The sequence below is a fragment of the Belnapia sp. genome, from assembly GCF_059504005.1.
In genome coordinates this window covers 16,292-41,609 of sequence record NZ_JCACHU010000159.1, presented here as the reverse complement: position 1 = coordinate 41,609, position 25,318 = coordinate 16,292, and the positions used below count along the sequence as shown (strand labels likewise).

At 70.3% G+C, this 25,318-nt stretch carries 30 protein-coding genes and 1 tRNA gene; 16 read left to right on the top strand and 15 right to left on the bottom strand.

What is annotated here, in order from left to right:
* Nucleotides 1–11: 11 nt before the first annotated feature.
* From AC5JJ1_RS24955 to AC5JJ1_RS24945, 3 genes are all read left to right on the top strand, one after another.
* The gene (locus AC5JJ1_RS24955; protein WP_495787824.1) at nucleotides 12–386 is read left to right on the top strand and encodes a hypothetical protein; all 375 of its coding nucleotides are present in this window, start codon (nucleotides 12–14) and stop codon (nucleotides 384–386) included.
* Nucleotides 387–471: 85 nt separating this feature from the next.
* Entirely contained in the window at nucleotides 472–699 is a 228-nt protein-coding gene (rpmE, locus tag AC5JJ1_RS24950) for a 50S ribosomal protein L31 (RefSeq protein ID WP_043339039.1), read from the top strand.
* 205 nt (nucleotides 700–904) lie between these two features.
* Nucleotides 905–1,384: an Hsp20 family protein gene (locus AC5JJ1_RS24945; RefSeq protein WP_495787823.1), complete on the top strand. Its 480-nt coding sequence runs from the start codon at nucleotides 905–907 to the stop codon at nucleotides 1,382–1,384.
* A gap of 54 nt (nucleotides 1,385–1,438) precedes the next feature.
* Here the strand turns inward: AC5JJ1_RS24945 and AC5JJ1_RS24940 are convergent, their stop codons facing one another.
* The gene (locus AC5JJ1_RS24940; RefSeq protein WP_495787822.1) at nucleotides 1,439–1,630 is read right to left on the bottom strand and encodes a DUF1192 family protein; all 192 of its coding nucleotides are present in this window, start codon (nucleotides 1,628–1,630) and stop codon (nucleotides 1,439–1,441) included.
* A 115-nt stretch (nucleotides 1,631–1,745) separates the two neighbouring features.
* Between AC5JJ1_RS24940 and AC5JJ1_RS24935 the strand changes: the two genes are divergently transcribed.
* The gene (locus AC5JJ1_RS24935) at nucleotides 1,746–2,318 is read left to right on the top strand and encodes a DUF1013 domain-containing protein (RefSeq protein WP_495787821.1); all 573 of its coding nucleotides are present in this window, start codon (nucleotides 1,746–1,748) and stop codon (nucleotides 2,316–2,318) included.
* A gap of 40 nt (nucleotides 2,319–2,358) precedes the next feature.
* Here the strand turns inward: AC5JJ1_RS24935 and AC5JJ1_RS24930 are convergent, their stop codons facing one another.
* Nucleotides 2,359–2,529 carry a YdcH family protein gene (locus AC5JJ1_RS24930; protein WP_495787820.1) on the bottom strand — a complete coding sequence of 57 codons (171 nt, stop codon included), beginning with the start codon at nucleotides 2,527–2,529 and terminating at the stop codon, nucleotides 2,359–2,361.
* A 147-nt stretch (nucleotides 2,530–2,676) separates the two neighbouring features.
* Between AC5JJ1_RS24930 and AC5JJ1_RS24925 the strand changes: the two genes are divergently transcribed.
* The 5 genes from AC5JJ1_RS24925 to AC5JJ1_RS24905 all read left to right on the top strand — a co-directional run bounded on the left by AC5JJ1_RS24925 (nucleotide 2,677) and on the right by AC5JJ1_RS24905 (nucleotide 7,136).
* Entirely contained in the window at nucleotides 2,677–2,877 is a 201-nt protein-coding gene (locus AC5JJ1_RS24925; RefSeq protein WP_495787819.1) for a YdcH family protein, read from the top strand.
* Nucleotides 2,874–3,365, top strand: coding sequence for a 5-(carboxyamino)imidazole ribonucleotide mutase (gene purE, locus AC5JJ1_RS24920; protein ID WP_495787818.1), 492 nt, complete (start codon nucleotides 2,874–2,876; stop codon nucleotides 3,363–3,365). Before AC5JJ1_RS24925 ends, purE begins: the two co-directional genes overlap by 4 nt.
* Nucleotides 3,362–4,477, top strand: a complete 1,116-nt coding sequence (locus AC5JJ1_RS24915; RefSeq protein ID WP_495787817.1) for a 5-(carboxyamino)imidazole ribonucleotide synthase — start codon at nucleotides 3,362–3,364, stop codon at nucleotides 4,475–4,477. The genes purE and AC5JJ1_RS24915 overlap by 4 nt, the downstream gene beginning before the upstream one ends.
* Nucleotides 4,478–4,651: 174 nt before the next feature.
* Entirely contained in the window at nucleotides 4,652–5,698 is a 1,047-nt protein-coding gene (locus AC5JJ1_RS24910) for an OmpA family protein (protein ID WP_495787816.1), read from the top strand.
* A 271-nt stretch (nucleotides 5,699–5,969) separates the two neighbouring features.
* On the top strand, nucleotides 5,970–7,136 hold the full coding sequence (locus AC5JJ1_RS24905; protein WP_495787815.1) for an OmpA family protein: 1,167 nt from the start codon (nucleotides 5,970–5,972) through the stop codon (nucleotides 7,134–7,136).
* A 61-nt stretch (nucleotides 7,137–7,197) separates the two neighbouring features.
* Here AC5JJ1_RS24905 and AC5JJ1_RS24900 read toward each other — a convergent pair whose 3' ends face one another.
* Both AC5JJ1_RS24900 and AC5JJ1_RS24895 read right to left on the bottom strand, forming a co-directional pair.
* Nucleotides 7,198–8,184, bottom strand: a complete 987-nt coding sequence (locus AC5JJ1_RS24900) for a bifunctional GNAT family N-acetyltransferase/(deoxy)nucleoside triphosphate pyrophosphohydrolase (protein WP_495787814.1) — start codon at nucleotides 8,182–8,184, stop codon at nucleotides 7,198–7,200.
* Nucleotides 8,185–8,251: 67 nt separating this feature from the next.
* Nucleotides 8,252–8,327 (bottom strand) — tRNA-Ala (locus tag AC5JJ1_RS24895).
* Nucleotides 8,328–8,473: 146 nt separating this feature from the next.
* On the opposite strand from AC5JJ1_RS24895, the gene AC5JJ1_RS24890 reads away from it, so the two are divergent.
* The 6 genes from AC5JJ1_RS24890 (at nucleotide 8,474) to obgE (ending at nucleotide 12,384) form a co-directional block, all read left to right on the top strand.
* On the top strand, nucleotides 8,474–8,785 hold the full coding sequence (locus AC5JJ1_RS24890; protein WP_495787813.1) for a YggT family protein: 312 nt from the start codon (nucleotides 8,474–8,476) through the stop codon (nucleotides 8,783–8,785).
* A gap of 28 nt (nucleotides 8,786–8,813) precedes the next feature.
* Nucleotides 8,814–9,668 carry a bifunctional methylenetetrahydrofolate dehydrogenase/methenyltetrahydrofolate cyclohydrolase FolD gene (gene folD, locus AC5JJ1_RS24885; RefSeq protein ID WP_495787812.1) on the top strand — a complete coding sequence of 285 codons (855 nt, stop codon included), beginning with the start codon at nucleotides 8,814–8,816 and terminating at the stop codon, nucleotides 9,666–9,668.
* A gap of 5 nt (nucleotides 9,669–9,673) precedes the next feature.
* Complete coding sequence (locus AC5JJ1_RS24880; RefSeq protein ID WP_495787811.1) at nucleotides 9,674–10,531, top strand: DMT family transporter; 858 nt, start codon at nucleotides 9,674–9,676, stop codon at nucleotides 10,529–10,531.
* Nucleotides 10,532–10,696: 165 nt separating this feature from the next.
* A complete protein-coding gene (gene rplU / locus AC5JJ1_RS24875) occupies nucleotides 10,697–11,014 on the top strand; it encodes a 50S ribosomal protein L21 (RefSeq protein ID WP_495748227.1) in 318 nt (105 codons plus the stop codon).
* A gap of 19 nt (nucleotides 11,015–11,033) precedes the next feature.
* Complete coding sequence (gene rpmA, locus AC5JJ1_RS24870) at nucleotides 11,034–11,303, top strand: 50S ribosomal protein L27 (RefSeq protein ID WP_495787810.1); 270 nt, start codon at nucleotides 11,034–11,036, stop codon at nucleotides 11,301–11,303.
* A 70-nt stretch (nucleotides 11,304–11,373) separates the two neighbouring features.
* Entirely contained in the window at nucleotides 11,374–12,384 is a 1,011-nt protein-coding gene (obgE, locus tag AC5JJ1_RS24865; protein WP_495787809.1) for a GTPase ObgE, read from the top strand.
* 13 nt (nucleotides 12,385–12,397) lie between these two features.
* On the opposite strand, the gene AC5JJ1_RS24860 is transcribed toward obgE, so the two are convergent.
* Nucleotides 12,398–13,639, bottom strand: coding sequence for an MFS transporter (locus tag AC5JJ1_RS24860; RefSeq protein ID WP_495787808.1), 1,242 nt, complete (start codon nucleotides 13,637–13,639; stop codon nucleotides 12,398–12,400).
* A 109-nt stretch (nucleotides 13,640–13,748) separates the two neighbouring features.
* On the opposite strand from AC5JJ1_RS24860, the gene AC5JJ1_RS24855 reads away from it, so the two are divergent.
* Nucleotides 13,749–13,901, top strand: a complete 153-nt coding sequence (locus tag AC5JJ1_RS24855; protein WP_495787807.1) for a hypothetical protein — start codon at nucleotides 13,749–13,751, stop codon at nucleotides 13,899–13,901.
* Here the strand turns inward: AC5JJ1_RS24855 and glpK are convergent.
* The 10 genes from glpK to AC5JJ1_RS24805 form a co-directional block, all read right to left on the bottom strand.
* The gene (gene glpK, locus AC5JJ1_RS24850; protein ID WP_495787806.1) at nucleotides 13,888–15,381 is read right to left on the bottom strand and encodes a glycerol kinase GlpK; all 1,494 of its coding nucleotides are present in this window, start codon (nucleotides 15,379–15,381) and stop codon (nucleotides 13,888–13,890) included. The genes AC5JJ1_RS24855 and glpK overlap by 14 nt on opposite strands.
* A 53-nt stretch (nucleotides 15,382–15,434) precedes the next feature.
* The gene (locus tag AC5JJ1_RS24845; RefSeq protein ID WP_495787805.1) at nucleotides 15,435–17,210 is read right to left on the bottom strand and encodes an ABC transporter substrate-binding protein; all 1,776 of its coding nucleotides are present in this window, start codon (nucleotides 17,208–17,210) and stop codon (nucleotides 15,435–15,437) included.
* Nucleotides 17,211–17,263: 53 nt separating this feature from the next.
* Nucleotides 17,264–17,545, bottom strand: a complete 282-nt coding sequence (locus AC5JJ1_RS24840) for a DUF2160 domain-containing protein (RefSeq protein ID WP_495787804.1) — start codon at nucleotides 17,543–17,545, stop codon at nucleotides 17,264–17,266.
* Nucleotides 17,545–18,414, bottom strand: a complete 870-nt coding sequence (locus AC5JJ1_RS24835) for a carbohydrate ABC transporter permease (RefSeq protein WP_495787803.1) — start codon at nucleotides 18,412–18,414, stop codon at nucleotides 17,545–17,547. Before AC5JJ1_RS24835 ends, AC5JJ1_RS24840 begins: the two co-directional genes overlap by 1 nt.
* Nucleotides 18,411–19,298 (bottom strand): carbohydrate ABC transporter permease, encoded by an 888-nt coding sequence (locus AC5JJ1_RS24830; RefSeq protein WP_495787802.1) that lies wholly within the window; start codon nucleotides 19,296–19,298, stop codon nucleotides 18,411–18,413. Before AC5JJ1_RS24830 ends, AC5JJ1_RS24835 begins: the two co-directional genes overlap by 4 nt.
* Nucleotides 19,299–19,301: 3 nt before the next feature.
* Nucleotides 19,302–20,360 carry an ABC transporter ATP-binding protein gene (locus AC5JJ1_RS24825; protein WP_495787801.1) on the bottom strand — a complete coding sequence of 353 codons (1,059 nt, stop codon included), beginning with the start codon at nucleotides 20,358–20,360 and terminating at the stop codon, nucleotides 19,302–19,304.
* Nucleotides 20,360–21,436 (bottom strand): ABC transporter ATP-binding protein, encoded by a 1,077-nt coding sequence (locus tag AC5JJ1_RS24820; protein ID WP_495787800.1) that lies wholly within the window; start codon nucleotides 21,434–21,436, stop codon nucleotides 20,360–20,362. The genes AC5JJ1_RS24825 and AC5JJ1_RS24820 overlap by 1 nt, the downstream gene beginning before the upstream one ends.
* Nucleotides 21,433–22,959, bottom strand: a complete 1,527-nt coding sequence (gene glpD / locus AC5JJ1_RS24815; RefSeq protein ID WP_495787799.1) for a glycerol-3-phosphate dehydrogenase — start codon at nucleotides 22,957–22,959, stop codon at nucleotides 21,433–21,435. The genes AC5JJ1_RS24820 and glpD overlap by 4 nt, the downstream gene beginning before the upstream one ends.
* Nucleotides 22,960–23,049: 90 nt before the next feature.
* Nucleotides 23,050–23,844: a DeoR/GlpR family DNA-binding transcription regulator gene (locus tag AC5JJ1_RS24810; protein ID WP_495787798.1), complete on the bottom strand. Its 795-nt coding sequence runs from the start codon at nucleotides 23,842–23,844 to the stop codon at nucleotides 23,050–23,052.
* A 90-nt stretch (nucleotides 23,845–23,934) separates the two neighbouring features.
* The gene (locus AC5JJ1_RS24805; RefSeq protein ID WP_495787797.1) at nucleotides 23,935–25,164 is read right to left on the bottom strand and encodes a YeeE/YedE family protein; all 1,230 of its coding nucleotides are present in this window, start codon (nucleotides 25,162–25,164) and stop codon (nucleotides 23,935–23,937) included.
* Nucleotides 25,165–25,318 lie beyond the last annotated feature (154 nt).

Genomic DNA, 25,318 nt, shown 5'->3' with positions numbered 1-25,318 from the left:
TATACTGCCCCATGGTCCTGAAACACGCGGCCCTGGCGCTGTCGCTGCTGGTCGGCCTGGCGGGATGCGCCAGCCGGAGCACCACCTCCCTGCCCAATCCCGAGGTCGTTGCCGCGCATGAATGGGAGCACGGGCCGCCCTGGGGCCCGGAGCAGCTTCCCTGGGTGTCGCCGCCGGAGACCTATGCCTATTACGACCCCTATCCCTGGGCCTGGGGTGGCCCCGCGGTCGGCCTTGGGATCGGCATCCGCCGCGGCTACTGGTGGGGCGGCCATCGGGGCCACTACCGCGGGGGGCATTTCGGCCGTGGCGGCTTCCACCGGGGTTTCCCTGGAGGCTTCCATGGCGGCGGACATTTCCGCGGCGGGCGGCATGGGCGGCGATGAGGTTGCGCCGTCCCTCGCCTTCCCTTATACGCCCCGCTTCCCGCGGCCGGTCGGTATCGGCTGCGCCCCCTTCCGCGAGCGCGCCATGAAGCCCGATATCCATCCCGACTACCACGACATCACCATCGTCATGACCGATGGGACCACCTATACGACGCGGTCCTGCTACGGGAAGGAAGGCGATACCATCCGCCTCGACATCGATCCGAAGTCGCACCCGGCCTGGACCGGCGTGCAGCGCGTGATGGATACCGGCGGCCAAGTCGCCAAGTTCAACAAGAAATTCGCCGGCATCGGCGCCCGCAAGAAGTAGTCCGCGCCGCTTCGGGACCTGCGCTTTCCGGCAACGCTGCCCCCTTGAACGGGGGGGCGGCGTTTGCTAATTTCAGCGTTGTCAGGGGCGCCCGAATGGGGCTTCTGGCGCGGTTCACCGCCATCCGCGGCGCCCGGACGGGGCCGATGGGGGCAGGAGCCGCCGGCTCAACCAGGACCTTGCTTCCCTCAAGGAGGTTCCGCGTATGAACACCCTCGATTTCGCCCCGCTGCTCCGCACCGCCATCGGCTTCGACCGGCTGGCCCGCACGCTCGAGACCGCGCGTGCCTCGCAGGATCCGCAGGGCTATCCCCCGTACAACATCGAGAAGCTCGGTGAGGACAGCTACGTCCTGACCATGGCCGTCGCCGGCTTCGGCCCGGACGACCTCGAGATCGTGGCACGGGACAATGTGCTGACCGTCGCCGGCCGCGCCCCGCAGGCCGAGGAAGGCCGCAGCTACCTGCATCGCGGCATCGCCGGCCGCGCCTTCGAGCGCCGCTTCGCACTGGCCGACCATATCGTGGTCGATGGCGCGAATCTCGAGCATGGCCTGCTCCAGCTCTCGCTGAAGCGCGTGGTGCCCGAGGCGCTGAAGCCCCGCCGCATCCCGGTGCAGCCCGGCCGCCCGGTGATCACGAACGAGGGCAGCCAGGATCAGGCGCCGCAGGCCCAGGCTGCCTAACTCAGGCAGACAGGCTCTGACCGGCCGGCGGGGGCGACCCCGCCGGCTTTTTTGCTACTCAGGCTTCCTAAAGAAGGCATCCGCCGCGCTGCGATGCGCCTGCCGCGCCGCGATGGCGGCCTCCGCCCTGGCGATCTCGGCCTGCAATTCGGCGATGTAGCGTTGCAGCTCCGCCACATCCCAGCGGTCCAGCACCGCCGGGGCGAAGCGCCTGGCGGCGGGGCGGGGGGTTTCCTCCTCGATCATGCGGCACCTCATGTTACCGGCGGGCTTTGACCCCGCCCGATGCCGCCTCTATATGCCACGCCAAGCCGCAGTGAAGGGCCCCGCCCCGACGGCACTGCTCTGATAGGTTCGTTCCATGACCCAGCCGCTGATGCCGAAGGCCACCGCCGTGTGGCTGATCGACAAGACCTCCCTGACCTTCGAACAGGTCGCCGATTTCGTGGGCATGCATCCGCTGGAAGTTCAGGCGATCGCCGATGGCGAGGTCGCCCAGGGCATCATCGGCTACGACCCGGTGTTGAACGGCCAGCTCAGCCGCGAGGAGATTGCCCGTTGCGAGGCCGATCCCGCGCTCCGGCTTCAGATCCAGTCCTCCAGCCTCCCGGTGCCGAAGGCCCGCGGCAAGGGTGCCCGCTACACCCCGGTATCCAAGCGCAACGACCGGCCGGACGGCATCGCCTGGCTGATCCGGCATCATCCCCAGCTCTCCGATACCGCCATCGGCAAGCTGCTCGGCACCACCAAGGACACCATCGCCAAGGTGCGCGACCGGACGCATTGGAACAGCGCCAACATCAAGCCGCGGGACCCGGTGATCCTCGGCCTCTGCACCCAGTCGGACCTGAATGCCGCGCTGATCGCCGCCGGCGAGCGCCCGGGCGCAGTGCCGCCCCCGCTGGCGGACACCGCCGAGGATTCGGCGGCCTGAGGCGGCGCGGCCGGCGCGATCCGGCCGCGCCCAGGGCGGCCTAGTTGGTCCGTCGCAGCTTCTCGATCTCTTCCTTCAACCGCAGCTTCTCCCGCTTGAGCCGCGCCAGCTCCAGCTCATCCGGTCGGGGCCGGGCGCCCTGAGCGCCGATCTCCCGCTCCAGGATGGCATGCTTGTCTTCGAGGGACCGGAGCCGTGGCGAAGTCATCATGCGGACATCTCCTTTTCCGTCCTGTGCCGCGCCGGAGCGCAGCAGCGACGTATCGCCCGCTGTTGCGCCCGCGCCAGGGCATGGTAATGGCCTCCGCGCCCGGATTGCACCTTTTCCTTCACCGTCCAGCCACGAGCCTGCACGCCGATGCTCGATGACCGAGAGAGCCTGTTGCGACGCCTGCACGAGATGCGCAGCGAGCATCGCGACCTCGACACAGTCATCGCCCGGTTGTCGGACAGCCTGACGGACCAGCTCCAGGTCCAGCGCCTCAAGAAGCGCAAGCTGAAGCTGAAGGACGAGATCGCCTGGCTGGAAAGCCGGCTGCTGCCCGATATCAGCGCATGAGCGCCTCCCTTGGTCCCCTGGTCGGCGTCATCATGGGCAGCCGCTCCGATTGGGAGACGATGCGCCATGCCGCCGAGGTGCTGGAGAAGCTCGGCATCCCGCACGAGACGCGGGTCGTCTCCGCCCATCGCACGCCGGAGCGCCTGCACGGCTACGCCACCGAGGCGCGCGGGCGGGGGCTCAAGGTGATCATCGCCGGGGCCGGCGGGGCGGCGCACCTGCCGGGCATGGCAGCGGCGATGACGCCCCTGCCCGTGCTCGGCGTTCCGGTGGAAAGCCACAGTTTGAAGGGCATGGACAGCCTCCTCTCCATCGTCCAGATGCCGGGCGGCATCCCGGTCGGGACGCTCGCCATCGGCCGCGCGGGCGCCATCAATGCCGGTCTGATGGCCGCCGCCATCCTCGCCCTCTCCGACCCGGACCTCGCCGGCCGGCTCGATGCCTGGCGCGCGGCGCAGACCGAGGGCGTTCCGGAGGAGCCGGCATGAGCGCGCCGCTGTCCCCCGGCAGCACCATCGGCATCCTCGGCGGCGGCCAGCTCGGGCGGATGTCGGCCATGGCGGCCGCACGGCTCGGCTATCGCTGCCATGTCTATGCGCCCGAGGCGGAGAGCCCTGGGATGCAGGTGGCTGCCGCCGCCACGATCGCCCCCTATGAGGATGCGGCCGCCCTCGCGCGTTTCGCCGCCGCGGTCGATGTCGTCACCTTCGAGTTCGAGAACGTCCCGGCCGGGACCCTGGCCGCCCTCGCCCCCCTCGCCCCCTGCCGGCCCGGCGTCGAGGTCCTGCGCATCTGCCAGGACCGGCTCGCTGAGAAGGCCTTCCTCGAGCGCGCCGGCGTCCCCGTCGCGCCCTGGCGCGCGGTGGAGGACGAGGCGGGGCTCGCCGCCGCCATCGCCGGGATCGGCCTGCCCGCGGTGCTGAAGACCACCCGGCTGGGCTATGACGGCCGTGGCCAGGCGGTGATCCGCCGGCCGGAGGACGCCGCTGCCGCCTTCGCCCGGCTGGCGCCGAAGCCGCTGATCCTCGAGGCCTTCGTTCCCTTCGTCGCCGAGGTCTCGGCCATCGCCGCCCGCGGCGCGGATGGCGCGATGGCGGTCTATGACGCCGTCGAGAATCGGCACCGCGACCACATCCTCGACCTCAGCTTCGCTCCCGCCCGTCTTGCCATCGCCGACGCGGCGCGGGGCCATGCCCTGCGCGTGGCCGAGTCGCTCGGGCTGGTGGGGGTGCTGGCGCTGGAGCTGTTCGTGCTGCCGGACGGCCGCCTGCTCGGCAACGAGATCGCCCCGCGGCCGCATAATTCCGGGCACTGGACCATGGATGGCTGCGCCGCGAGCCAGTTCGAGCAGCATGTGCGGGCCGTTGCCGGCCTGCCGCTCGCATCGCCCGCACGGCATCACGATGTCGTCATGAAAAACCTGGTCGGCCCAGACGGCCTGGCACGCTGGCCCGGCCTGCTGCGGAATCCCGAGGTCGTGCCGCACTGGTACGGCAAGTCCGAGGCTCGTCCGGGCCGGAAATTGGGCCATGCCAACAGGTTGCTGCCACTCGGCAGCCTTTCCACCTTGGAGGATTCCACGGCTCTTCTGGGGCTGTGATGTATTTGCCATCCCCGGCTGTTGCGTCCCTGCCACATCGATCCGGAATTGGTCCGGGACCCGATGCAGGTTCGGGCTGGTGGTGCTAGGTTCCTCAAACGCAGCGCTGGCGCCGCCTCAACTCCGCGGTAGGCGTCGCGACGCAAGCGTTTTGTGAATCGAGGAGAGATTTCGATGACCCTCAGGAAGGCCCTCCTGGCCGCGACGGTGCTGGCGCTGCCGGTTGCCGCGCAGGCGCAGCCGGTTTCCGGGCTCTATATCGGGGCCGGCGGTGGTCTGAACTTCCACCAGGTGTCGGACAACAACGGCTTCAAGACGAAGTTCGACGATGTCGGCGCGGTTGGCCTCGTGGCCATCGGCTGGGGCTTCGGCAACGGCCTCCGTGCCGAGCTCGAAGGCAGCTACCGCAGCAACGACATCCGCCGCATCTCCGGCGGTGGGCTGGTCGGCACCAGCGGCTACCTGCGCAACTACGCCGCGATGGCGAACGTCGTCTATGACTTCAACCTCGGCCTGCCGGTGACGCCGTATCTCGGCGTGGGCGTCGGCTATGGCTGGGTGGATGTCGACAAGGCGAACCTCGCCGGCCCGGGCGGCAGCCGCTACCGGATCGAGGACACGGACGGCCGCTTCGCCTATCAGGGCATCGCCGGCGCCGCCTTCGCCCTGCCGGTTCCGGGCCTCGCCCTCACCGCCGAGTACCGCTTCTACGGCACGCTGGAGCCGTCGCTGAACGTCGACCGCACCACGGTCGTCGGCCCGGCCGTCGGCAACTACAAGCCGACCAACTACAACCACAGTGCGCTGATCGGCATCCGCTACGCCTTCAACGCGCCGGTTGCCCCGCCGCCGGTCGTGGCCGCCCCGCCGGTTGCCCCGGCGCCGACGGTCGCCCGCACCTACCTGGTCTTCTTCGACTGGGATCGTGCGGACCTGACCGACCGCGCCCGGCAGATCATTTCCGAGGCCGCCGGCGCCGCCCGCAGCGTGCAGTCCACCCGCATCGAAGTGGCCGGCCATGCCGACCGTTCGGGCACCCCGCAGTACAACCAGCGCCTGTCGCAGCGCCGCGCCGATGCGGTCGCGGCCGAGCTGGTTCGCCAGGGCGTGAGCCGCAACGAGATCATGGTCACCGCCTTCGGCGAGAGCCGCCCGCTGGTCCCGACCGCGGATGGCGTGCGCGAGCCGCAGAACCGCCGCGTCGAGATCGTGCTGCGCTAAGCGGCACCTTCTCCACCGGAGACAGGAAGGGGCGCCCTCGGGCGCCCCTTTTTCGTTCATCTTGATTGGATTGTACGCTAGCGCGCAAGACGACCTTGTTTCTGGTATCCGCGCGCAACCAGATTGTGCCTTCTGTGCCACATCTGTGCTGGTCGCGTTTTCGGCACTGAACCATCCCCCAAATATTTTCTTCAAGCGAGGGAACGCACCCCGCGTCCGAACCGATGGCCGGTCCCCGACGGGGTGTGTCTCTTGCGTGGAGCGCATACTGATGAGTCTAAAAAGGGCACTGCTGGCCACCGCCCTGGTATCGGCGCCCCTGCTGGCCTCGCTTGGCACGGCGAGCGCCCAGCCGGTGAGCGGCCTATACATTGGCGTCGGCGCCGGCGCTAACTGGGTAAGCAACCCTGAGCGCTTCGAACCAGCTTCCGAGGGCATTGTTCTCGGCGGCACGCGGAACACTGTTGGCAAGGCTAATTTCAACACCGGATGGGCCGGCGTCCTCAGCCTGGGTTGGGGTTTCGGCAACGGGTTTCGGGCCGAGATCGAAGGCAATTACCGCGAGAACGAGGTTGACAGCCTCCGCGGCTTCGGCCTCGCGCCCCTCGCTCGGACCGGCGGCTTCCAGCGCTCCTATGGCGTGATGGCGAACGTCTTCTACGACTTCGACTTCGCCAATTTTGGCCTCGGACAGAGCATCGTCCAGCCCTATATCGGTATCGGTGCCGGCTATGCCCTGACCGAGTACCACAACATCCGCGGAGTCAGCGCCGGAACTGGCCTGGTACTGCACGCGGACGATGCGCAGAGCATCGGGGATGGCAGCTTCGCCTTCCAGGGCATCTTCGGCCTTGCCACGCCCTTGACTTGGCTCGGCGTTACCGGCCTGACCCTGACCGCCGAGTACCGCTTCTTCGGCTTGTTGGAAAGCGAGGTGAAGGGCTCGATTCGGGACGGGGCGAACCGCATCCTGGCGAGCACCAGGCTGGAGACGGACAAGTACAATCACTCGGTCATGCTCGGCCTGCGCTACGCGCTGTTCCAGCCGCCGCCGGCCCCGCCGCCGGTCGTCTCCGCTCCGCCGCAGGCAGCGCAGGCCCCGGCCCCGGCGCGGACCTATCTGGTGTTCTTCGACTGGGATCGGGCGGACCTCACCACCCGCGCCCGCGAGATCATCAGCGAGGCGGCGCAGAACTCCCGCCGCGTGCAGGCGACGCGCATCGAGGTGGCCGGCCATGCCGACCGCTCCGGCACGCCGCAGTACAACCAGCGCCTGTCGCAGCGCCGCGCCGATGCGGTCGCGGCCGAGCTGGTTCGCCAGGGCGTGAGCCGCAACGAGATCATGGTCACCGCCTTCGGCGAGAGCCGCCCGCTGGTCCCGACCGCGGATGGCGTGCGCGAGCCGCAGAACCGCCGCGTCGAGATCGTGCTGCGCTGAGCGGCACCTTCCCTACCGGAGACAGGAAGGGGCGCCTTCGGGCGCCCCTTTTCTTTTTCGCCTAAAGGAAATCCTGCAGCATGGCGACGAGCGGCTTGTCCGCCGGCGGCATGGCATAGCCGCCCATCTTCTGCGGCTTCACCCAGGCCAGCGCCTGCCCCTCCACCGGCCGCACCGCCCCGCCCCACTTCCGGCAGAGGTAGAGCGGCATCATCAGGTGGAAGGCCTCGTAGCCATGCGAGGCGAAGGTGAAGGGCGCGAGGCAGCTCTCGCTGACATCGATGTCGAGCTCCTCCTTCAGCTCGCGGATCAGCGCGGCCTCGGGGCTCTCGCCCGGCTTCACCTTGCCGCCCGGGAATTCCCAAAGTCCGGCGAGCGGCTTGCCCTCCGGCCTCCGCGCCAGCAGCACCCGGCCATCCGGGTCGACAAGGGCAACGGCAGCGACGAGCAGCACCGGCTTCTCCGCCCGCGGCGGCTCCTCGGGCGGGGCCAGCAGCACCTCACGCTCCGCCCGGAAGAGCAGCACCGGCATCGGCCCACCGCGGGAGACGAAGGTCTGCATCGCCTCCCCAGCCGGCCGCAGCCCGACCCGCTGCAGGACGGCCGCCGAGCGCGGATTGTCCCTCAGCACGCTGGCATGGATGGATTGCAGCCCCTGCGTCCCCAGCGCCCAGCGGCAGAGCGCCGCGGCCGCCTCAGGTGCCACGCCATGCCCCCAGAATTTCCGCCCGACCCAGTAGCCGAGCTCCGCCCCCTTGCGGTCCGCATCAAGGGTGAGGGCGACGCAGCCGACTAGCCGCTCCACCTTGTCATCCTCTTCGCCGGTGATCGCCAGGTGCCAGGCCTCGCCGGCCTCGATCTGGGTCCAGGTGGAGCGGATCCACTCCTCGGCCCGCGCCAGCTCGTAGGGGTAGCGCACGCGGGCGAGGTTCTTCGCCACCTCCCAGTCATTGACCAGGCGGTGCAGCGCCGTCGCATCCTCGAGGCGAAGCGGGCGCAGGGTCAGCCGCTCCGTGCGCAGCGGCGGGAATGCGGGCGGCGATGTCACGATGGCAGCGGACCCCGGTGGCGGTTGCGGCGAAAGGCTTCGGCCAGGAGCGCCACGAAAGGGCGGGTGGTGGAGCTGAGCGGGATCGAACCGCTGACCTCGTCATTGCGAACGACGCGCTCTCCCAACTGAGCTACAGCCCCGAACCAGTCCCGCGGGCTTGGGGTCCCGCAGGGCGCGCTAGATGCCCCCGCACGGCCCTTGAGTCAAGCCCGCTTGTCCCAGGCTGGCCCCGTCATTAGGTTGCGGCCGCGTTCCTGCGGCTTCGCCCGAAATCAAGGTCATCGGCATGTTCCTGGATGTGGTGTTCTACCTGGCCGGCGCGGTGCTGGACCTGTTGTGGTGGGCGGTGATGCTCGCCGTCGTCGTGCAGTTGCTGGTCAATTTCGGCGTGCTCGACACGCGCAACCGCATCGTCTGGACAATTGCCGATTTCCTCTACCGGGTGACGGAGCCGCTCTTCGGCCGGGTGCGGCGCGTGCTGCCGAGCTTCGGCGCCGTCGACCTCTCGCCGCTGGTGGTGCTGCTGCTGATCACCGCCTGTCAGATGCTGCTCGGCGCCGTTCGCCGCTCGCTCTTCCTGAACGGGATGTATTTCTGACCGGAGCGCGGCGGGTGGGGGATCGGGCATGACGGCACGGATCATCGACGGCAAGGCGGTCGCGGAGCGGCTGCGCGCCGGCCTCGCCGAGCGCATCGCGGGGCTGCCCTTCCGCCCGGGGCTGCGCGTCGTCCGCGTCGGCGGCGACCCGGCGAGCGGCGTCTATGTCCGCAACAAGGATCGCGCCGCGCTTGCCGCCGGCTTCGACAGCGCCACCATCCACCTGCCCGCCGAGGCCAGCGAGTCGGATCTGCTCGCCCTCGTCGCCCGGCTGAACGCCGACCCGGCGGTGGACGGCATCCTCGTGCAGCTGCCCCTGCCGCCGCAGATCAGGGCCGATGCGGTCATCGCCTCGGTCGATCCGGCGAAGGATGTGGACGGCTTCCACCCGGTGAATGCCGGGCGCCTTGCCAGCCGCCAGCCCGGCCTCGTCCCCTGCACGCCGAAGGGGGTGATGCATCTGCTGCGCGAGGCGGGCGCGAGCCTGCCCGGCGCCCGCGCCGTGGTGCTCGGCCGCAGCCAGATCGTCGGCCGGCCGATGCTGCAGCTGCTGCTCGCCGCGGACTGCACCGTCACCGTCGTTCATTCCCGCACCCGGGACCTGCCGGGCGAGTGCCGGCGGGCGGAGATCCTGGTCGCCGCCGTCGGCCAAGCGGAGATGGTCCGCGGCGACTGGGTGGCGGAGGGCGCGACCGTCATCGATGTCGGCATCAATCGCGGCGCCAATGGCAAGTTGGTCGGCGATGTCGCCTTCGCCGAGGCTCTGCCGCGGGCCGCGGCCATCACCCCGGTGCCGGGCGGCGTCGGGCCGATGACCATCGCCTGCCTGCTCGAGAACACGCTGGAGGCGGCGCTGGCCCGGCGGAGCCTGCCCGCGGAGTAGCTGCCGTGGCGGGTTTCGGCCTCGGCCTGCTCTTCGTCCTGATTTGGGCCTCCGCCTTCACCGCCATCAAGGGCCTGGTGCCGGAATGGCCGCCGCTCTGGGCGCTGGCGATCCGCTTCTGCCTGGTGGCGCTGCTGCTCGGCGGTGTGCTGGCCGTGCGCGGGCTGCGCTGGCCCGGCCGGCGCGACGGGGCGCGGCTTGGGGCAATGGGGCTCTTCGGCTCCGCCGGCTACCTGGCCGGGGCCTGGCTCGCCTCGCTCACGCTGCCCTCCGGCCTGGTCGCGCTGCTCTCCTCCACTGCGCCGCTTTTCGTGGCACTCGGCGAGGTGGTCTTCCTCGGCCGCCGGGTGCAGGCGCTGGCCTGGGCGGGGCTTGGCCTCGGCTGGCTTGGCGTTGCCGTGCTCGGGGTGGGCCGGGGGGCGGTGGGGTTCGAGCTGCATGGCGTGCTGCTGGCGCTCGGCGGGGCGCTGAGCCAGGCGGCGGGGATCCTGGTCTTCGCCCCGGCGCGAGGGCGGGTCGATGCCTGGACGGCGAATGCCACTCAGGCGGCGGTCGCGGCGCTGGCGCTGATCCTGCTCGCCAGCCTGGTTGAGACCCGCCTGCCCGGCACCCCCAGCCCGATCGCGATCTTCTCCCTCGCTTATGGCGTGCTGGTGGTCGGCATCGGCGGCTATGCGCTCTACTTCACCATGCTGCGGCGCCTGCCGCCGGCGACGGCCGCGGCGCTGCAATTGCTGGCCCCGCCGGTCGCCGCGCTGCTCGGCTGGGGGCTGCTCGGCGAGGTGCTGGGCTGGACCGACGTGGCGGGCGGGCTGGTGACGCTGTCGGGCCTCGCCCTGCTGTTCCGCGCCCGTGCCCAATGAGCCTCCGTGGTTGACCGGCCAGGGAGTCCCGTCTATATGCCCTGCCTCCCGGCGGCGCCCTGGCTCCGCCGGCGGCCTCTTTTGGCCGATCCCAAAACCGAACCCTTGCCCGGGGCAGCGCCGACCCCGGCCCGTGATCCTGGCGCGACCAGTTGAGGCCGCACGATGACCTTCGCAGTGATCCGCACCGGCGGAAAGCAGTACCGGGTGACGCCGAATGCCGTGCTCACCGTCGAGAAGCTCGAGGCCGAGCCCGGCGCCACCGTCACCTTCCATGACGTGCTGGCCATCGGCGGCGAGGCCGGCCTGACCCTCGGTGCGCCCACCGTCCCCGGCGCCAGCGTCACAGCGACGGTCGAGAAGCACGCCCGCGGTGAGAAGGTGATTATCCTGAAGAAGCGCCGCCGGCAGAACAGCCGCCGCAAGCGGGGCCATCGCCAGGACCTGACGGTCCTCCGCATCGCCGACATCGCCGCGGCCTGAAGACAGAGGATAATTCTCCATGGCACATAAGAAGGCAGGCGGCTCCTCCCGCAACGGGCGCGACAGCGCCGGCAAGCGCCTCGGCGTGAAGCTGTTCGGCGGGCAGGTCGTCCGCGCCGGCAACATCATCGTCACCCAGCGCGGCACCAAGATGCTGCCGGGCCGCAATGTCGGCGTCGGCCGCACCCACTCGCTGCATGCGATGGTCGACGGCACGGTGAAGTTCGAGCGCAAGGCCGAGGGCCGCGTGCATGTGTCCGTGTTGCCGGCAGCCCAGGCGGCCGAATAAGCCTCACCGAAAGCGGTGACGCGAAGGGGGCCGCGAGGCCCCCTTTTTCGTTTTCAGGGTCCGATACCCCATGAAGTTCCTCGACGAAGCCAAGGTCTGGGTGAAGGCCGGCGACGGCGGCGACGGCGTCATCGCCTTCCGCCGCGAGAAATACATCGAATTCGGCGGGCCCGACGGCGGCAATGGCGGCCGCGGCGGCGATGTCGTGATCGAGGCGGTGGACGGCCTCAACACGCTGATCGACTACCGCTACGCCCAGCATTTCAAGGCGCGCAAGGGCGGCAACGGCGCCGGCCAGGACCGCAGCGGCGCGGGCAGCGAGGATGTGGTGCTCAAGGTCCCCCTCGGCACCCAGATCCTCGCCGAGGACAAGGAGACGCTGCTCGCCGACCTCGACACGCCCGGCGCCCGTGTGGTGATCGCCCGCGGCGGCGATGGCGGCCATGGCAATGCCCATTACAAGACCAGCACGAACCGCGCCCCACGCCGAGCCGACAAGGGCTGGCCGGGCGAGGAGAAGTGGCTTTGGCTGCGCCTCAAGCTGATCGCCGATGCCGGGCTGGTGGGCCTGCCGAATGCCGGCAAGTCGACCTTCCTTGCCGCTGTCAGTGCCGCCCGGCCGAAGATCGCCGACTACCCCTTCACCACCCTACACCCGCAGCTTGGCGTCGTTCGCCTCAACGCCTCGGAGGAGTTCGTCCTCGCCGACATCCCCGGGCTGATCGAGGGCGCGCATGAGGGCGCTGGCCTTGGCGACCGCTTCCTCGGCCATGTCGAGCGCTGCGCCGTGCTGCTGCACCTGGTCGATGGCAGCCAGCCGGACCCGGCCGGCGCCTGGCGCACCGTTCGGGAGGAGCTGGAGGGCTATGGCCACGGCCTCGCCGAGAAGCCGGAGCTGGTCGCCCTCAACAAGCTGGATGCGATGACGCCCCAGGCGCGGACAAGCCGGCTGAAGGCGCTGGAGCGCGCTGTCGGCCGCCCGGTGCTGCTGCTGTCCGGCGCGACGCGGGAGGGCGTGCCGGAGGCACTGCGGGCGCTGGCCGATGTCATCGCCAAGAAGCGGGCGGCGGAGAAGGCCTAGCGCATCGCTCGGGTCACGTGCTCCCACTCGGTCGCTGCTTGCTCCAGCGCCGCCCCGTCACCGCCAGCAGCCCGCCGAGCAGGCCGATCCCCGCCGTTGCCGGCCCGAAGCCAGCGAAGCCGTGCTGCGCGATCATCCAACTGCCGAGCGCCGCCGCGCCGAGCCAGCCGATGCTCGCCGAGGTGACGTTCAGCCCGAGCACCGTGCCACGCACATCCTCCGGCACCTCTGCCAGCGCCGCCATCAGGCTGGGCCGGGCGATGGCATTGACGAAGACATAGGCGAAGCCGAGCGCGACCGACCCCTCCAGCCCCGGCAGCCAGCCGAACAGCGCCAGCGCCAGCGCCGCCGAGCCGAACATCGCCCCGGCGAAGGTCAGCCGCCGGTTGCCGAGCCGGTCGGCCAGCTGCCCGCCCAGCACCGTGCCGAGGATGCTCCCGACCGCGAAGACCGCCAGCGGCACCACCACCTCCGCGAGCGAGAGATCGTAGCTCGATTGCAGGAAGGTCGCGAAATAGACGGCGATGAGGCCGTAGCAGATCCGCTCCGCCACCCCCATCGCCAGCAGCCGCAGCACCGGGCCGGTCAGCGCCTTGCCGCGGACGGTGCCCGCCTGGCGCTGGCCGGCCCCGCCAGGGGCAGGCCGTAGCGTCGTCGCCCAGAGGGCCAGGCCGGCCAGCAGCGCGATGCCGGCCACCACCTGGTTGACGCCCCGCCAGCCGAGCGAGGCGCCGATCCAGGCCGCCATCGGCACGCCGAGCAGCAGGGTCAGCGACTGCCCGGCCATCACCCAGCCCAGCGCCCGGCCGCGCTGCCGGTCCACGACGCGCGCCGAGGCCTCGGCCATCAGCACGCCGGTGAAGGCCCCCGCGCAGCCACCCGCGACCGCGATCCAGGCGGCGACCCAGAGGAAACTCCCGGCCCCCGCCACGCCCAGCAAGCAGAGGGCCAGCGCCACCGGGCCACCGATGAGGAAGGGCCGCCGCCCCCAGCGGTCGGACCCCGCCCCGGCCAGCACCGAGGCGATGCCCCAGGCGACGGAGGTGACGGCCATGAGGTTGCCGACCAGCGGCAGGCTCGTCGCCAGGTCGCGCGACATCTCGAGCAGGAAGGGCGCCCGCGTGGTGCCGCTCGAGGAGGCGGCGAACATGCCGAAGCAGGCGGCGGCGAGCAGCGCCCAGGGCATGGGCGGCTCGGCCGGCGACGGGCCCTCCGCCGCATCGCCCGGCGGCACGGGCCAGCGGTGGTGGGCCATGGCGTTTCCTCGGATGTCTGATGGATTTGCCGGCAAGCCTAAGCGCCCCGCCTGGAAGGGTCCAGCCGCCGGGGATAGGCTGCCCCCTCCCCTGCCCCGGATGCCCGCCTTGCCGAAACCCGCGCGCCCCGACCTGGTCGGCCTGATCGCCCTGCTCCTCATCGTCGGCGTGCTGGTCGGCGGGTACTTCCTCTTCCCCGCCATCCAGTCCGCGATGGGCTATCAGGACTGCATCGCCTCCGGCCGCATCACGGGCTGCTGAGCGTCCGCTGCACCGCCCGCCGCCAGCCGGCATAGGCCGCCTCGCGCTCCGCCTCGGCCATGGTTGGGGTGAAGCGCCGGTCGAGCTGCCAGCGTGCCGCGAACTCCGCCGGCTCCGGGCAGAGCCCCGCCTGCAGCCCGGCGAGGTAGCCCGCGCCGAGCGCCGTCGTCTCGCGGATGATCGGCCGGTCCACCGGCGCCCCGAGCACATCGGCCAGGAACTGCATCGTCCAGTCGGAGGCGACCATGCCGCCATCGACGCGCAGCACGGCGGTCGCCCCGGCGCCCATATCCGCCTGCATCGCCGCCACCAGGTCGCGCGTCTGGTAGCCGACGCTCTCCAACGCGGCGCGGGCGAAATCGGCCCGGCCCGAGGCGCGGGTCAGCCCGTGGATGCTGCCGCGCGCCTCAGCATCCCAATGCGGCACGCCAAGCCCGACGAAGGCCGGCACGAGGTAGAGCCGCCCAGCCGGATCGGACTGCGCCGCCAGCGCCCCGCTCTCCGCCGCATCGGCGATGATGCCCAAGCCGTCGCGCAGCCACTGCACCGCCGCGCCCGCGACGAAGATAGCACCCTCCAGCGCGTAGGTCCGGCGGCCGCGGAGCTGATAGGCGATGGTCGTCAGCAGCCGATGGCGCGAGGCAACCGGCGCATCGCCGGTATTGAGCAGTGCGAAGCAGCCCGTGCCATAGGTCGACTTCACCATCCCCGGTTCGAAGCAGGCCTGGCCGACGGTCGCCGCCTGCTGGTCGCCGGCGATCCCGAGCACCGGAATCGAGGCGCCGAGCAGCGTCGTCATGCCGAATTCGGTGGCGCAGTCGCGCACCTCCGGCAGCATCGCCTTCGGCACGCGGAAGAGCTCGCACATCGCCGGGTCCCAGGCGCCGGCGCGGATGTCGAAGAGCATGGTGCGCGCCGCATTGGTGGCATCCGTCGCATGCACGCGGCCATCGGTCAGCCGCCAGAGCAGGAAGCTGTCGACGGTGCCGAAGGCAAGCTCGCCCCGGTCGGCGGCGGCCCGCGCGCCGGGCACGGCATCGAGGATCCAGGCGATCTTGGTCGCCGAGAAATAGGGGTCGATCAGCAGCCCCGTCGCCGCGGCCACGGCCGGCGCATGCCCCGCCTCGCGCAGCGCCGCGCAGGTCGCGGCCGTCCGCCGGTCCTGCCAGACGACGGCGCGGTGGATCGGTCGGCCCGTGCTGCGGTTCCAGACCAGCACCGTCTCCCGCTGGTTGGCGATGCCGATGCCGGCGATCTGCGCCGGCTCCAGCCCAGCCTTGCCGAGCGCCTCCTGCATCACCGCGAGCGAGGTGTCCCAGAGATCCTCCGCCTCATGCTCCACCCAGCCGGAATGCGGGTAGTGCTGCGCGAATTCCTGCTGCGCCGAGGCGACGGGTGCCAGATCGGGCGTGCGGAAGATGATGGCGCGGGTGGAGGTGGTGCCCTGGTCGAGGGCGAGGATATGGCCTTCGGCGGGCATCGGCGTAATCCCTGCTGCATGGGTGGCGGGGGCCGAAGCCCCCGCCATTCGGATCAGCCGCGGCGCGGCGGGTTGGCCGGCCAGCTCTGGATGAGCTTGTCGTAGTCGACCGTCTCACCCTGCGGCTTCTCGTTGGCGAGCTTCCGCTGCGGTGCGACATTGCCGTCCTTCTGCGCCTGCTCGAACCAGTGCTCGGCCGTGGTCCGCGGGTTGAGCCGCGGGCCGCACTCGCCCTGCACATTGGCGCGCTGCAGCCGCTCGAGCACGCTGTCCTGCGCCGCCGCCAGCGAGTCCATCGCCGCCTGCGGCGTCTTCGCACCAGAGGAAGCGTCGCCGATATTCTGCCACCAGAGCTGCGCCAGGCGGGGATAGTCAGGGATGTTCACGCCTGTCGGCGTCCACTGCACCCGGGCCGGCGAGCGGTAGAACTCGATCAGCCCGCCGAGCTGCTTGGCGCGGTCAGTGAAGGACTGATGCCAGATGTCGCTCTCGCGGATGAAGGTGAGGCCGACATGGCTCTTCTTCAGGCTGGTCGACTTGGAAACGCAGAACTGGGCGTAGAGCCAGGCCGCGCGGCGCCGGTCGACCGGCGTCGACTTCAGCAGCGTCCAGGAGCCGGCATCCTGGTAGCCGAGCTTCATCCCCTCCTTCCAATAGGCACCCTTCGGCGAGGGGGCCATGCGCCAGCGCGGCGTGCCGTCCGGGTTCATCACCGCGAGGCCCGGCTTCACCATGTCGGCGGTGAAGGCGGTGTACCAGAACATCTGCTGGGCGATGTTGCCCTGTGACGGCACCGGGCCGCTCTCGGAGAAGGTCATGCCGGCCGCCTCGGGCGGGGCGTATTTCTTCAGCCACTCCACATACTTGGTGATGGAGTAGACCGCCGCCGGGCCATTGGTGTCGCCGCCGCGCTCGATGGAGGAGCCGGTCGGGCGGCAGCCCTCCATGCGGATGCCCCACTCGTCGACCGGCTTGCCGTTCGGGATGCCGCGGTCGCCATTGCCCGCCATGGAGAGCCAGGCATCGGTGAAGCGCCAGCCGAGCGAGGGGTCCTTCTTGCCGTAGTCCATGTGGCCGTAGACCTTGACCCCATCGATCTCCTTCACCGTGTTGGTGAAGAACTCGGCGATGTCCTCATAGGCGGACCAGTTCACCGGTACGCCGAGATCGTAGCCGAACTGCTTCTTGAAGGCCTCCTGGATCGCCGGCCGGGTGAACCAGTCGTAGCGGAACCAGTAGAGGTTGGCGAACTGCTGGTCGGGCAGCTGGTAGAGCTTGCCGTCGGGCGCGGTGCCGAAGCTGCGGCCGATGAAATCCTCGAGGTCGAGGGTCGGCAGCGTCTGGTCGCGGCCCTCACCCGCCATCCAGTCGGTCAGCGGCACCGCCTGCTGGTAGCGGAAGTGCGTGCCAATGAGGTCGCTGTCGTTCACCCAGGCGTCGTAGACGTTGCGGCCGGACTGCATCTGCGTCTGCAGCTTCTCGACCACGTCGCCTTCCTGCAGCAGGTCGTGCTTCAGGCGGATGCCGGTGATCTCGGAGAAGGCGCGCGCGAGCGTCCGGGCCTCGTACTCATGGGTGGTGATGGTCTCGGAGACGACGTTGATCTCCTGCCCGCGGAAGGGCTGCGCGGCGCGGGCGAAGAACTCCATCTCCTGCATCTGCTGCTCTTGGGTCAGCGTCGAGGGCTGGAACTCCTCGGCGACCCAGCGGCGCGCGGCGTCCACCCCCTGCGCGACCGAATGGCTCGGCCGGAGCAGCGCCGGCGCGGCGAGGACCGCGGCGCTGCCGAGCAGCCATTTCCGGCGGCCCATCGGTGTCATGGCATTCATTCGGTTTCCTCCTTGGTCAGGGCACGGCAGACCTTATGGCCGGCCGCGTTCGGTCAGGCCCAGCGGAACAGTATCGCTCCATAAACGAGCGAAAGGATACTGGCGCCCCAAAGCGGTGCATCGCCGGCCAGCGCCAGCCAGCCGAGATGGATGAAGGCGGCACCGAGCAGCGTCAGGAACAGCCGGTCCCCACGCGTCGTCGGCAGGCCGAGCATGCCGATGCGGTCCCGCTCCGGCCGCAGCGCGGCGAGCGTGGTCATCACCGTCAGCACGCAAAGCAGCAGGGCGAAGAAGAGCGCCGTCTGCCAGGTCCAGGCCATCCAAGAGAGACCCATCAGACCCGTCCCAGCGCGAAGCCGCGCGCGATGTGGTTGCGGACGAACCAGATGACGATCGCCCCTGGGATGATGGTCAGCACGCCCGCCGCCGACAGCAGTCCCCAATCCATCCCCGCTGCCGAGACGGTGCGCGTCATCGTCGCCACGATGGGCTTGGCGTTCACCGTGGTGAGCGTGCGGGCCAGCAGCAGCTCCACCCAGGAGAACATGAAGCAGAAGAAGGCCGCGACGCCGACGCCGCCCGCCACCAGCGGCAGGAAGTGGCGGATGAAGAAGGCCGGGAAGGACCAGCCGTCGATCGCTGCCATTTCGTCGATCTCCCGCGGCACCCCGGACATGAAGCCCTCAAGGATCCAGACCGCGAGCGGGATATTGAACAGGCAATGGGCCAGCGCCACCGCCCATGGCGTGTCGAACAGCCCGACCGCGCTGTAGAGCTGAAAGAATGGCAGCGCGAAGACCGCCGGCGGCGCCATCCGGTTCGACAGCAGCCAGAAGAACAGGTGCTTGTCGCCGAGGAAGCGGTAGCGGCTGAAGGCATAGGCCGCCGGCAGCGCCACCGCGAGCGAAATGACGGTGTTCAGCGCCACATAGGTGAGGCTGTTGATGTAGCCGCTGTACCAGGAGGCATCGGTGAAGATGCGCCGGTAATGCTCCAGCGTCGGGTTCTGCGGCCAGAGCGTCATCCCGGAGTTGATCTCGAGATTCGTCTTCAGGCTCATGTTCACGAGCCAGTAGATCGGCACGAGCAGGAACAGGATGTAGAGCACCAGCACCACCCGCGGCATGGCGGCGCGCAGCGCGCCGCTCCGCGCGCGGGCGCGGGTCCCGGCCAGGGCCGCCGGGGCCAGGGTCGCGCCGCTCATTGCACCGCCTCGCTCTGGCTGCGGGTCGTGGTGGCGAAGAACACCCAGCACACCGTCAGCACGATCAGGTTATAGACGATGGACATGGCCGCCGCCTTGCCGAGGTCGAACTGCCCGAGCGCGATCTTGACGAGGTCGATCGAGAGGAAGGTCGTGGCATTGCCAGGCCCCCCGCCCGTCACCACGAAAGGCTCGGTATAGATCATGAAGCTGTCCATGAATCGGAGCAGGATGGCGATGGTCAGCACGCGCTGCATCTTCGGCAGCTGGATGGCGCGGAACACCGCCCAGCTGCTGGCGCCGTCCACCTTTGCCGCCTGGTAGTAGGCGTCGGGAATGGCCCTAAGCCCCGCATAGCAGAGCAGCACGACGAGCGAGGTCCAGTGCCAGACATCCATGGCAACGACCGTCACCCAGGCCGCCAGCGGGGTCTGCGCGTAGTTGTACTCGATGCCCAGCCCGTTCACCGCCGCCCCCAGCAGGCCGATGTCGCGCCGGGCGAAGACCTGCCAGATGGTGCCGACCACATTCCAGGGGATCAGCAGCGGCAGCGCCAGCAGCACGAGCGAGGCGGCGACGCCCCAGCCCCGGCGCGGCAGGGTCAGCGCCACGCCGATGCCGAGCGGCACCTCGATCAACAGGCAGAGCGCGCTGAACAGCAGCGTCCGCCACAGCGCATCGAAGAACCGCCCGCCAAGATCGGTCGAGGGGTCGAGCAGCTCCTTGAACCAGCCGGTACCGTTCCAGAAAAACTCGTTGTTCCCGAAGCTGTCCTGTACCGAGTAGTTCACCACCGTCATCACCGGGATGAGGGCGGAGAAGGCGACCAGCGCCACTACCGGCAGCACCAGGAACCAAGCGCGGTTGTCGAGCGGCTTGGCCATCGCTCAGCCCTTCCCTTCGGCCAGGCGACCATCGGCATAGATGTGCACACGGCGGGGGTCCAGGACGAGGCGCGGCTCCGCCGGCACCGCCATCCCCTCCGGCAGGGTGGCGGCGAAGGGTACCCCATCCAGCTCCACCCGTGCGATGCGGCGGCGCCCGAGATCCTCGACGCGCCGCACCGTCACCGGCAGCCCGTCCCGCGCGATGGCGGCAAATTCCGGCCGGATGCCGAGTTCCACCTTGCCCGCCAGCGCCCCATAGCCGCGCGGCAGGCCGACCCGGTGCCCACCCGCAAGGATGGCCGTATCGCCCTCCACTGCGCAGGGCAGGAAATTCATCCCCGGCGAGCCGATAAAGTGGCCGACGAAGGTGTGCGCCGGCCGGTCGAACAACGCTTCCGGCGTGCCGACCTGCACCACCTCGCCCTCGCTCATCACCACGACCCGGTCGGCGAAGGTCAGCGCCTCGGTCTGGTCATGGGTGACGTAGATCATCGTCACCGGCACCTGGCGATGCAACTCCTTCAGCCGCGAGCGCAGCTCCCATTTCAGGTGCGGGTCGATGACGGTCAGCGGCTCATCGAATAGGATCGCGGCGACGTCGTCGCGCACCAGGCCCCGCCCGAGCGAGATCTTCTGCTTGTCGTCGGCGCCCAGGTTGCGCGCCCGCCGGTCCAGCATGGTGGTGAGGCCGAGCAGCCCCGCCACATGCTCGACGCGCACCCGCGCCACCGCCGCCGGCACGCCGCGGTTCCGCAGTGGGAAAGCCAGGTTCTCCCGCACCGTCATCGTGTCGTAGACGACGGGGAATTGGAACACCTGCGCTACGTTGCGCCGCTCGGTCGAAAGCTGCGTAACGTCGCGCCCGTCGAAGAGCACCCGTCCCTCGCGTGGCTGCAGCAGGCCGGAGACGATGTTGAGCAGCGTCGTCTTGCCGCAGCCGGAGGGGCCGAGCAGCGCATAGGCGCCGGCATCCTCCCAGACCATGTCCATCGGCTTCAGCGCATAGGCGCCACTGCCGGGATAGCCATGCGCCAGGCGCTCGAAGGCGATGCGGGCCATCAGGCAGCCTCCGCCAGGGACGCGACCGCGGCAAGCCGGCCATCGGCGCCGAAGACGAGGCAGCGCTGCGGATCGAGCCAGAGCGTCATCGCCTGCCCCGGCTCCGGCCGCTGCACGCCGGGCGTGAGCACCACCCAATCCATCCCGCCGACCGTCAGGTGCACATAGGTCTCGGAGCCGGTGACCTCGGCAACGCGCACCTCCGCCTGCAGCGGCACAGCGCCCGGCAGCGGCTCGAGCGAGACCTGGTGCGCGCGGATGCCGATGGTGCACTCCCCATCCGCCACGCCCCCGGGCGCCGGCAGCGCCGCGCCCGTGGCCAGCACCAGCCGCCCGCCCTCGGCCCTGGCCGGCGCCTCGTTCAGCGGCGGGTCGGAGAAGACGCGCGCCGTGGCGAGGTCGCCCGGCCTGCGGAACACCTCGCCCGCCCGCCCGAACTGCGTCAGGCGCCCCTCGGAAAGCGTGGCGACGAAACCGCCCAGCAGCAGCGCCTCCGCCGGCTCCGTCGTCGCATAGACGAAGACGCTGCCGGTCTCGGCGAAGAGCCTCGGCAGCTCCTCCCGCAGCTCCTCGCGCAGCTTGTAGTCGAGATTGGCCAGCGGCTCATCCATCAGCACCAGCGCGGCCCGCTTGACCAGCGCCCGCGCGATCGCCGTCCGCTGCTGCTGTCCGCCGGAGAGCTCGAGCGGCCGCCGTGCCAGATAAGGCTCCAGCCGCAGCAGCCTCGCCGCCTCGCGCACCCGCCCCTCGATCTCCGCCCGCTTCAGCCCGGCAACGCGCAGCGGCGAGGCGATGTTCTCGAAGACGGAGAGCGTCGGGTAATTGATGAACTGCTGATAGACCATGGCAACGCTGCGCCGCCGCACCGGCTGGCCGGTCACGTCGCGGCCCTCGGCAAGAAGCCGCCCTGCGCTGGGCCGGTCGAGCCCCGCAAGCAGCCGCAGCAGCGTCGTCTTGCCCGCGCCCGTCGGGCCAAGCAGCACGTTGGGCAGACCCGGCTGCAATTCCAGCGTCACGGGATGCAGCACCGCCTCCCCGGCGGAGGACAGCGCCAGGCCTTCCGCCAGCACCGTCATTCCGCTGCCCTCCCGGCCGTCGCCCGCACCGCCTCCATGTACTCCGCGAGCGCCGCCTGTCCCGCCCGGTCGATGCGGAGGCCGAGCTTGCTCCGTCGCCACAGCACATCGGCCGGCGCGCGGGCCCATTCCTCGCGCATCTGCCAGTCGACCTCGCGCGCCGTCAACCCGGCGCCGAAATGCGGGCCGAGATCCTCCATGCTGCGCGCATCGCCCAGCATCCTCGCCGCCCGCGTGCCATATTGCCGGACGAGCCGCCGCGCCAGCTTAGCCTCGAGGAATGGGTAGTCGCGCAGCAGGGCCTCGACCAGCGCCGGCGCGCCATCCCAGGGAAAATCCCCGCCCGGCAGCGTCGCCTTCGCGGTCCAGCCCGGCTTCAGCCCGGGAAAATGCGGCGCCAGCTTCGCCATCGCCGCCTCGGCGAGGCGCCGGTAGGTGGTGATCTTGCCGCCGAAGACGCTCAGCAGCGGCGCCCCGCCTTCCGCCTCGTCGATCTTGAGGACGTAGTCACGCGTCGCCTCCTGCGCCTTCGAGGCACCGTCGTCATAGAGCGGCCGCACGCCGGAATAGCTCCAGACCACGTCGGCGGGCGTGACGGGTTGGCGGAAATACTCGCTCACCGCCCGGCAAAGATAGGCGGTCTCCCCCTCGGAGATGGCGGCCGTCGCCGGGTCGCCCTCGAATTCCTCATCGGTCGTGCCGATGAGCATGAAGTCTTCCTCGTAGGGGATGGAGAAGCAGATCCGCCCATCGGGATTCTGGAAGATGTAGCACCGGTCGTGCTCGTAGAGCTTCCGGGTGACGATGTGGCTGCCCTTCACCATCCGGACGCGCGCCGGCGTGTTGACGCCCGCGACGCCGCCGAGCACCGAGCCGACCCAGGGCCCCGCCGCATTCACCAGCGCCCGTGCCTGCACTTCGCTGACCGCGCCGCTCTCCTCGTCGCGTAAGATGGCGCGCCAGAGCCCGCCCTCGCGCCGGGCGGAGACCACGCGCGTGCGCGTCAGAACGGTCGCGCCATGATCCGCGGCATCCCGCGCGTTCAGCACGACGAGCCGCGCATCCTCCACCCAGCAATCGGAATACTCGAAGCCGCGCGTCAGCTCGGGCTTGAGCGGCGCCCCCACCGGGTCCTGCCGAAGGTCGACGCTGCGGGTCGGCGGCAGGATCCGCCGCCCGCCCAGATGGTCGTAGAGGAAGAGGCCCAGCCGCAACACCGGCCAGGGTCGCTGCCCCGCATTGTGCGGCAGCACGAAACGCAGCGGCCAGACGATATGCGGCGCGGCCCGCAGCAGCACCTCGCGCTCGATCAGCGCCTCGCGCACCAGGCGGAATTCCCGATATTCCAGGTAGCGCAGCCCGCCATGGATCAGCTTGGTGGAGGAGGAGGAGGTCGCGCCCGCCAGGTCGCCCTTCTCGGCCAGCGTCACGGAGAGGCCGCGGCCCACCGCGTCGCGGGCGATGCCGCAGCCGTTCACGCCCCCGCCGATGACGAGAAGATCCTGGACCTGGCTGTTGCCCATAGCTGCCACGCGACTTACCCCAGACGTCTGACCGATGTTCCCTCACCGAAATCGAAAGCGCAAGCGAAAATCTCGCGCCCTATCCGCACCTCACCGAGTTTCGCTTTCCGCCAGCTCCATGCGCGTCCCCGCCTCCCGGCAGGCCTCGGCGAAGCGGGGCGGCGGCGGCCGGTCCATCACCACCGCATGCAGCTGCCGCACATGGCCAATGCGGATCGGCGCCGAACGCTCGAATTTCCCCGCATCCGCCACCAGGATCGGCTGCCGCGCATTGCCCAGGATGGCGCGCGAGACGCGCACCTCCCGGTAGTCGTAGTCGAGCAGGCTGCCATCCTCGTCGAGGGCGGAGGCGCCGATCACGGCGAAATCCAGCTTGAACTCGGAAACGAGGTCGACCGTCGCCTCTCCCGCGATGCCGCCATCCGTCCGCCGCACCGGCCCGCCGGCGACGACGACCTCGACGCCCGGGCTCGGCAGCAGGATGGAGACCACATGGATGTTGTTGGTGACGACGAGCAGGTCGCGGTGCCGTGTGAGCGCCCGCGCCACCTCCTCCGTCGTCGTGCCGATATTGATGAAGAGGGAGGAGCCGTCCGGGATCAGCGCCGCGCAGCGCTCCGCGATCCGGCGCTTCTCGTCATGGGCCAGCGCCCGGCGCGCCTCGTAGGAGGCATTGGCGACGCCGGAGGCCAGCATCGCCCCGCCATGCTGCCGCGCCAGCAGGCCGAGGTCGCGCAGCAGGTTGAGGTCCTTGCGGATGGTCTGCGGGCTGACGGCGAAGCGCGCCGCCAACTCCTCCACCCCGACACGGCCGGCCCCGCGAGCCAGGCTGAGGATGGCCTGCTGCCGGTCCGAAAGTTCCGCATGCGTCAGGGTCGTCGTCACGCGTCAAGGATGCGCCAAACGCGCCCAAAACGAAAGCAGGATCTCCCGTGCGGGCCGACTGAGACCCCGCGCCATTCGGCGACTGGGCCGCTAGCAGCCGGTCTGCCGGGGCAGCCGCTCCACCTCCAGGCCGAAGAGCGGGCGGATCCCCGTCCCCAGCCAGTTGCCGAAGAAGGCCGCTACCATCCAGGCCCAGCCATGCAGGCTGCCCGAGGCGATCCCCGAGAAATAGGCGCCGATATTGCACCCATAGGCGAGCCGCGCCCCGTAGCCGAGCATCACCCCGCCCACCACGGCGGCCAGCGCCGAGCGCCAGGGCACCCGCCAGCCCGGCGAGAACCGCCCGGCCAGCGCCGAGGCCAGCAGCGCGCCAAGGATGATGCCGAAATCCATTACCGAGGTGACGTCGCGGAAGACGCTCCCCTCCAGCGCCGCCCGGGCCGCCGGCGCCTGCCAATAGGGCCAGCCCGCCGGATCGAGCCCGATCAGTGCCGCCGCCTTCGACCCCCAGAGGGCGAAGGCCGAGGTGATGCCCCAGGGCCGGCCCGAGAGCGCCAAGGTGGCGAAGTTCAGCAGCGCCAGCGCCACCGCCCCGGCAACCAGCGGCCAGGGCCCGCGCAGCAGCCTGGCGAGGCCCTGGTGCGGCGCATCCGGCGGCACCACCAGCCGCCCATGCCGCCGCCGCTCCAGCACCACCGTCAGCCAGGCGATGCCGGCGAAGACAGCGAGATTGGCAAGCAGCGCCGGCACCACCCCCCAGGACTGCACCAGCGAGACCGGCTCCAGATGTGGCAGCGCCGACCACCAGTGCAGATGCGCCGCCCCCAGCGCCGAGCCGGCGATGAAGGCCGCCAGCGTCAGCAGCATCCGCACCGAGCCGCCACCCACCGTATAGAGCGTGCCCGAGGCGCAGCCCCCACCCATCTGCATGCCAATGCCGAAGAGGAAGGCGCCGAAGATCACCGAGACGCCGACGGGCGAGACGAGGCCCCGCACCGGCTCGCCGAACAGGGTCCCCGCCGCAAGCGCCGGGAAGAAAAGCAGCACCGCAACGGCCAGCATCACCATCTGCGCGCGCAAGCCTGCCCCGCGCCGGTCGGCGATGAAGACCCGCCAGGCCGAAGTAAAGCCGAAGGCGGCATGGTAGAGCACCAGCCCCAGCATGGCGCCGAGCAGGAAGAGCTCCGCCTGCCTCGGGCTGACCGTCTGGGCGATGACGCCGCCGCCGAGCAGCAGTAGCGCCCCGGCGCTCAGCGCCGCCGGAACATTGATGGAGACCTGCCGCACCCCAACCGGCGCGGCCAAGCTCGTCGCGGACATGCCGCCCCCCTCCTGTCGAAATCCTCATGCCCAGATGGGAAGGGTACTGCGCCAAGCCCCATGCCGGCTGCGCATGGCTCCCCAGACCATCAACACGTCACGGATGATGGTCTGGCTCGATGCCGGCGGCGCGATCCACGCGTCCGGCCTTCGG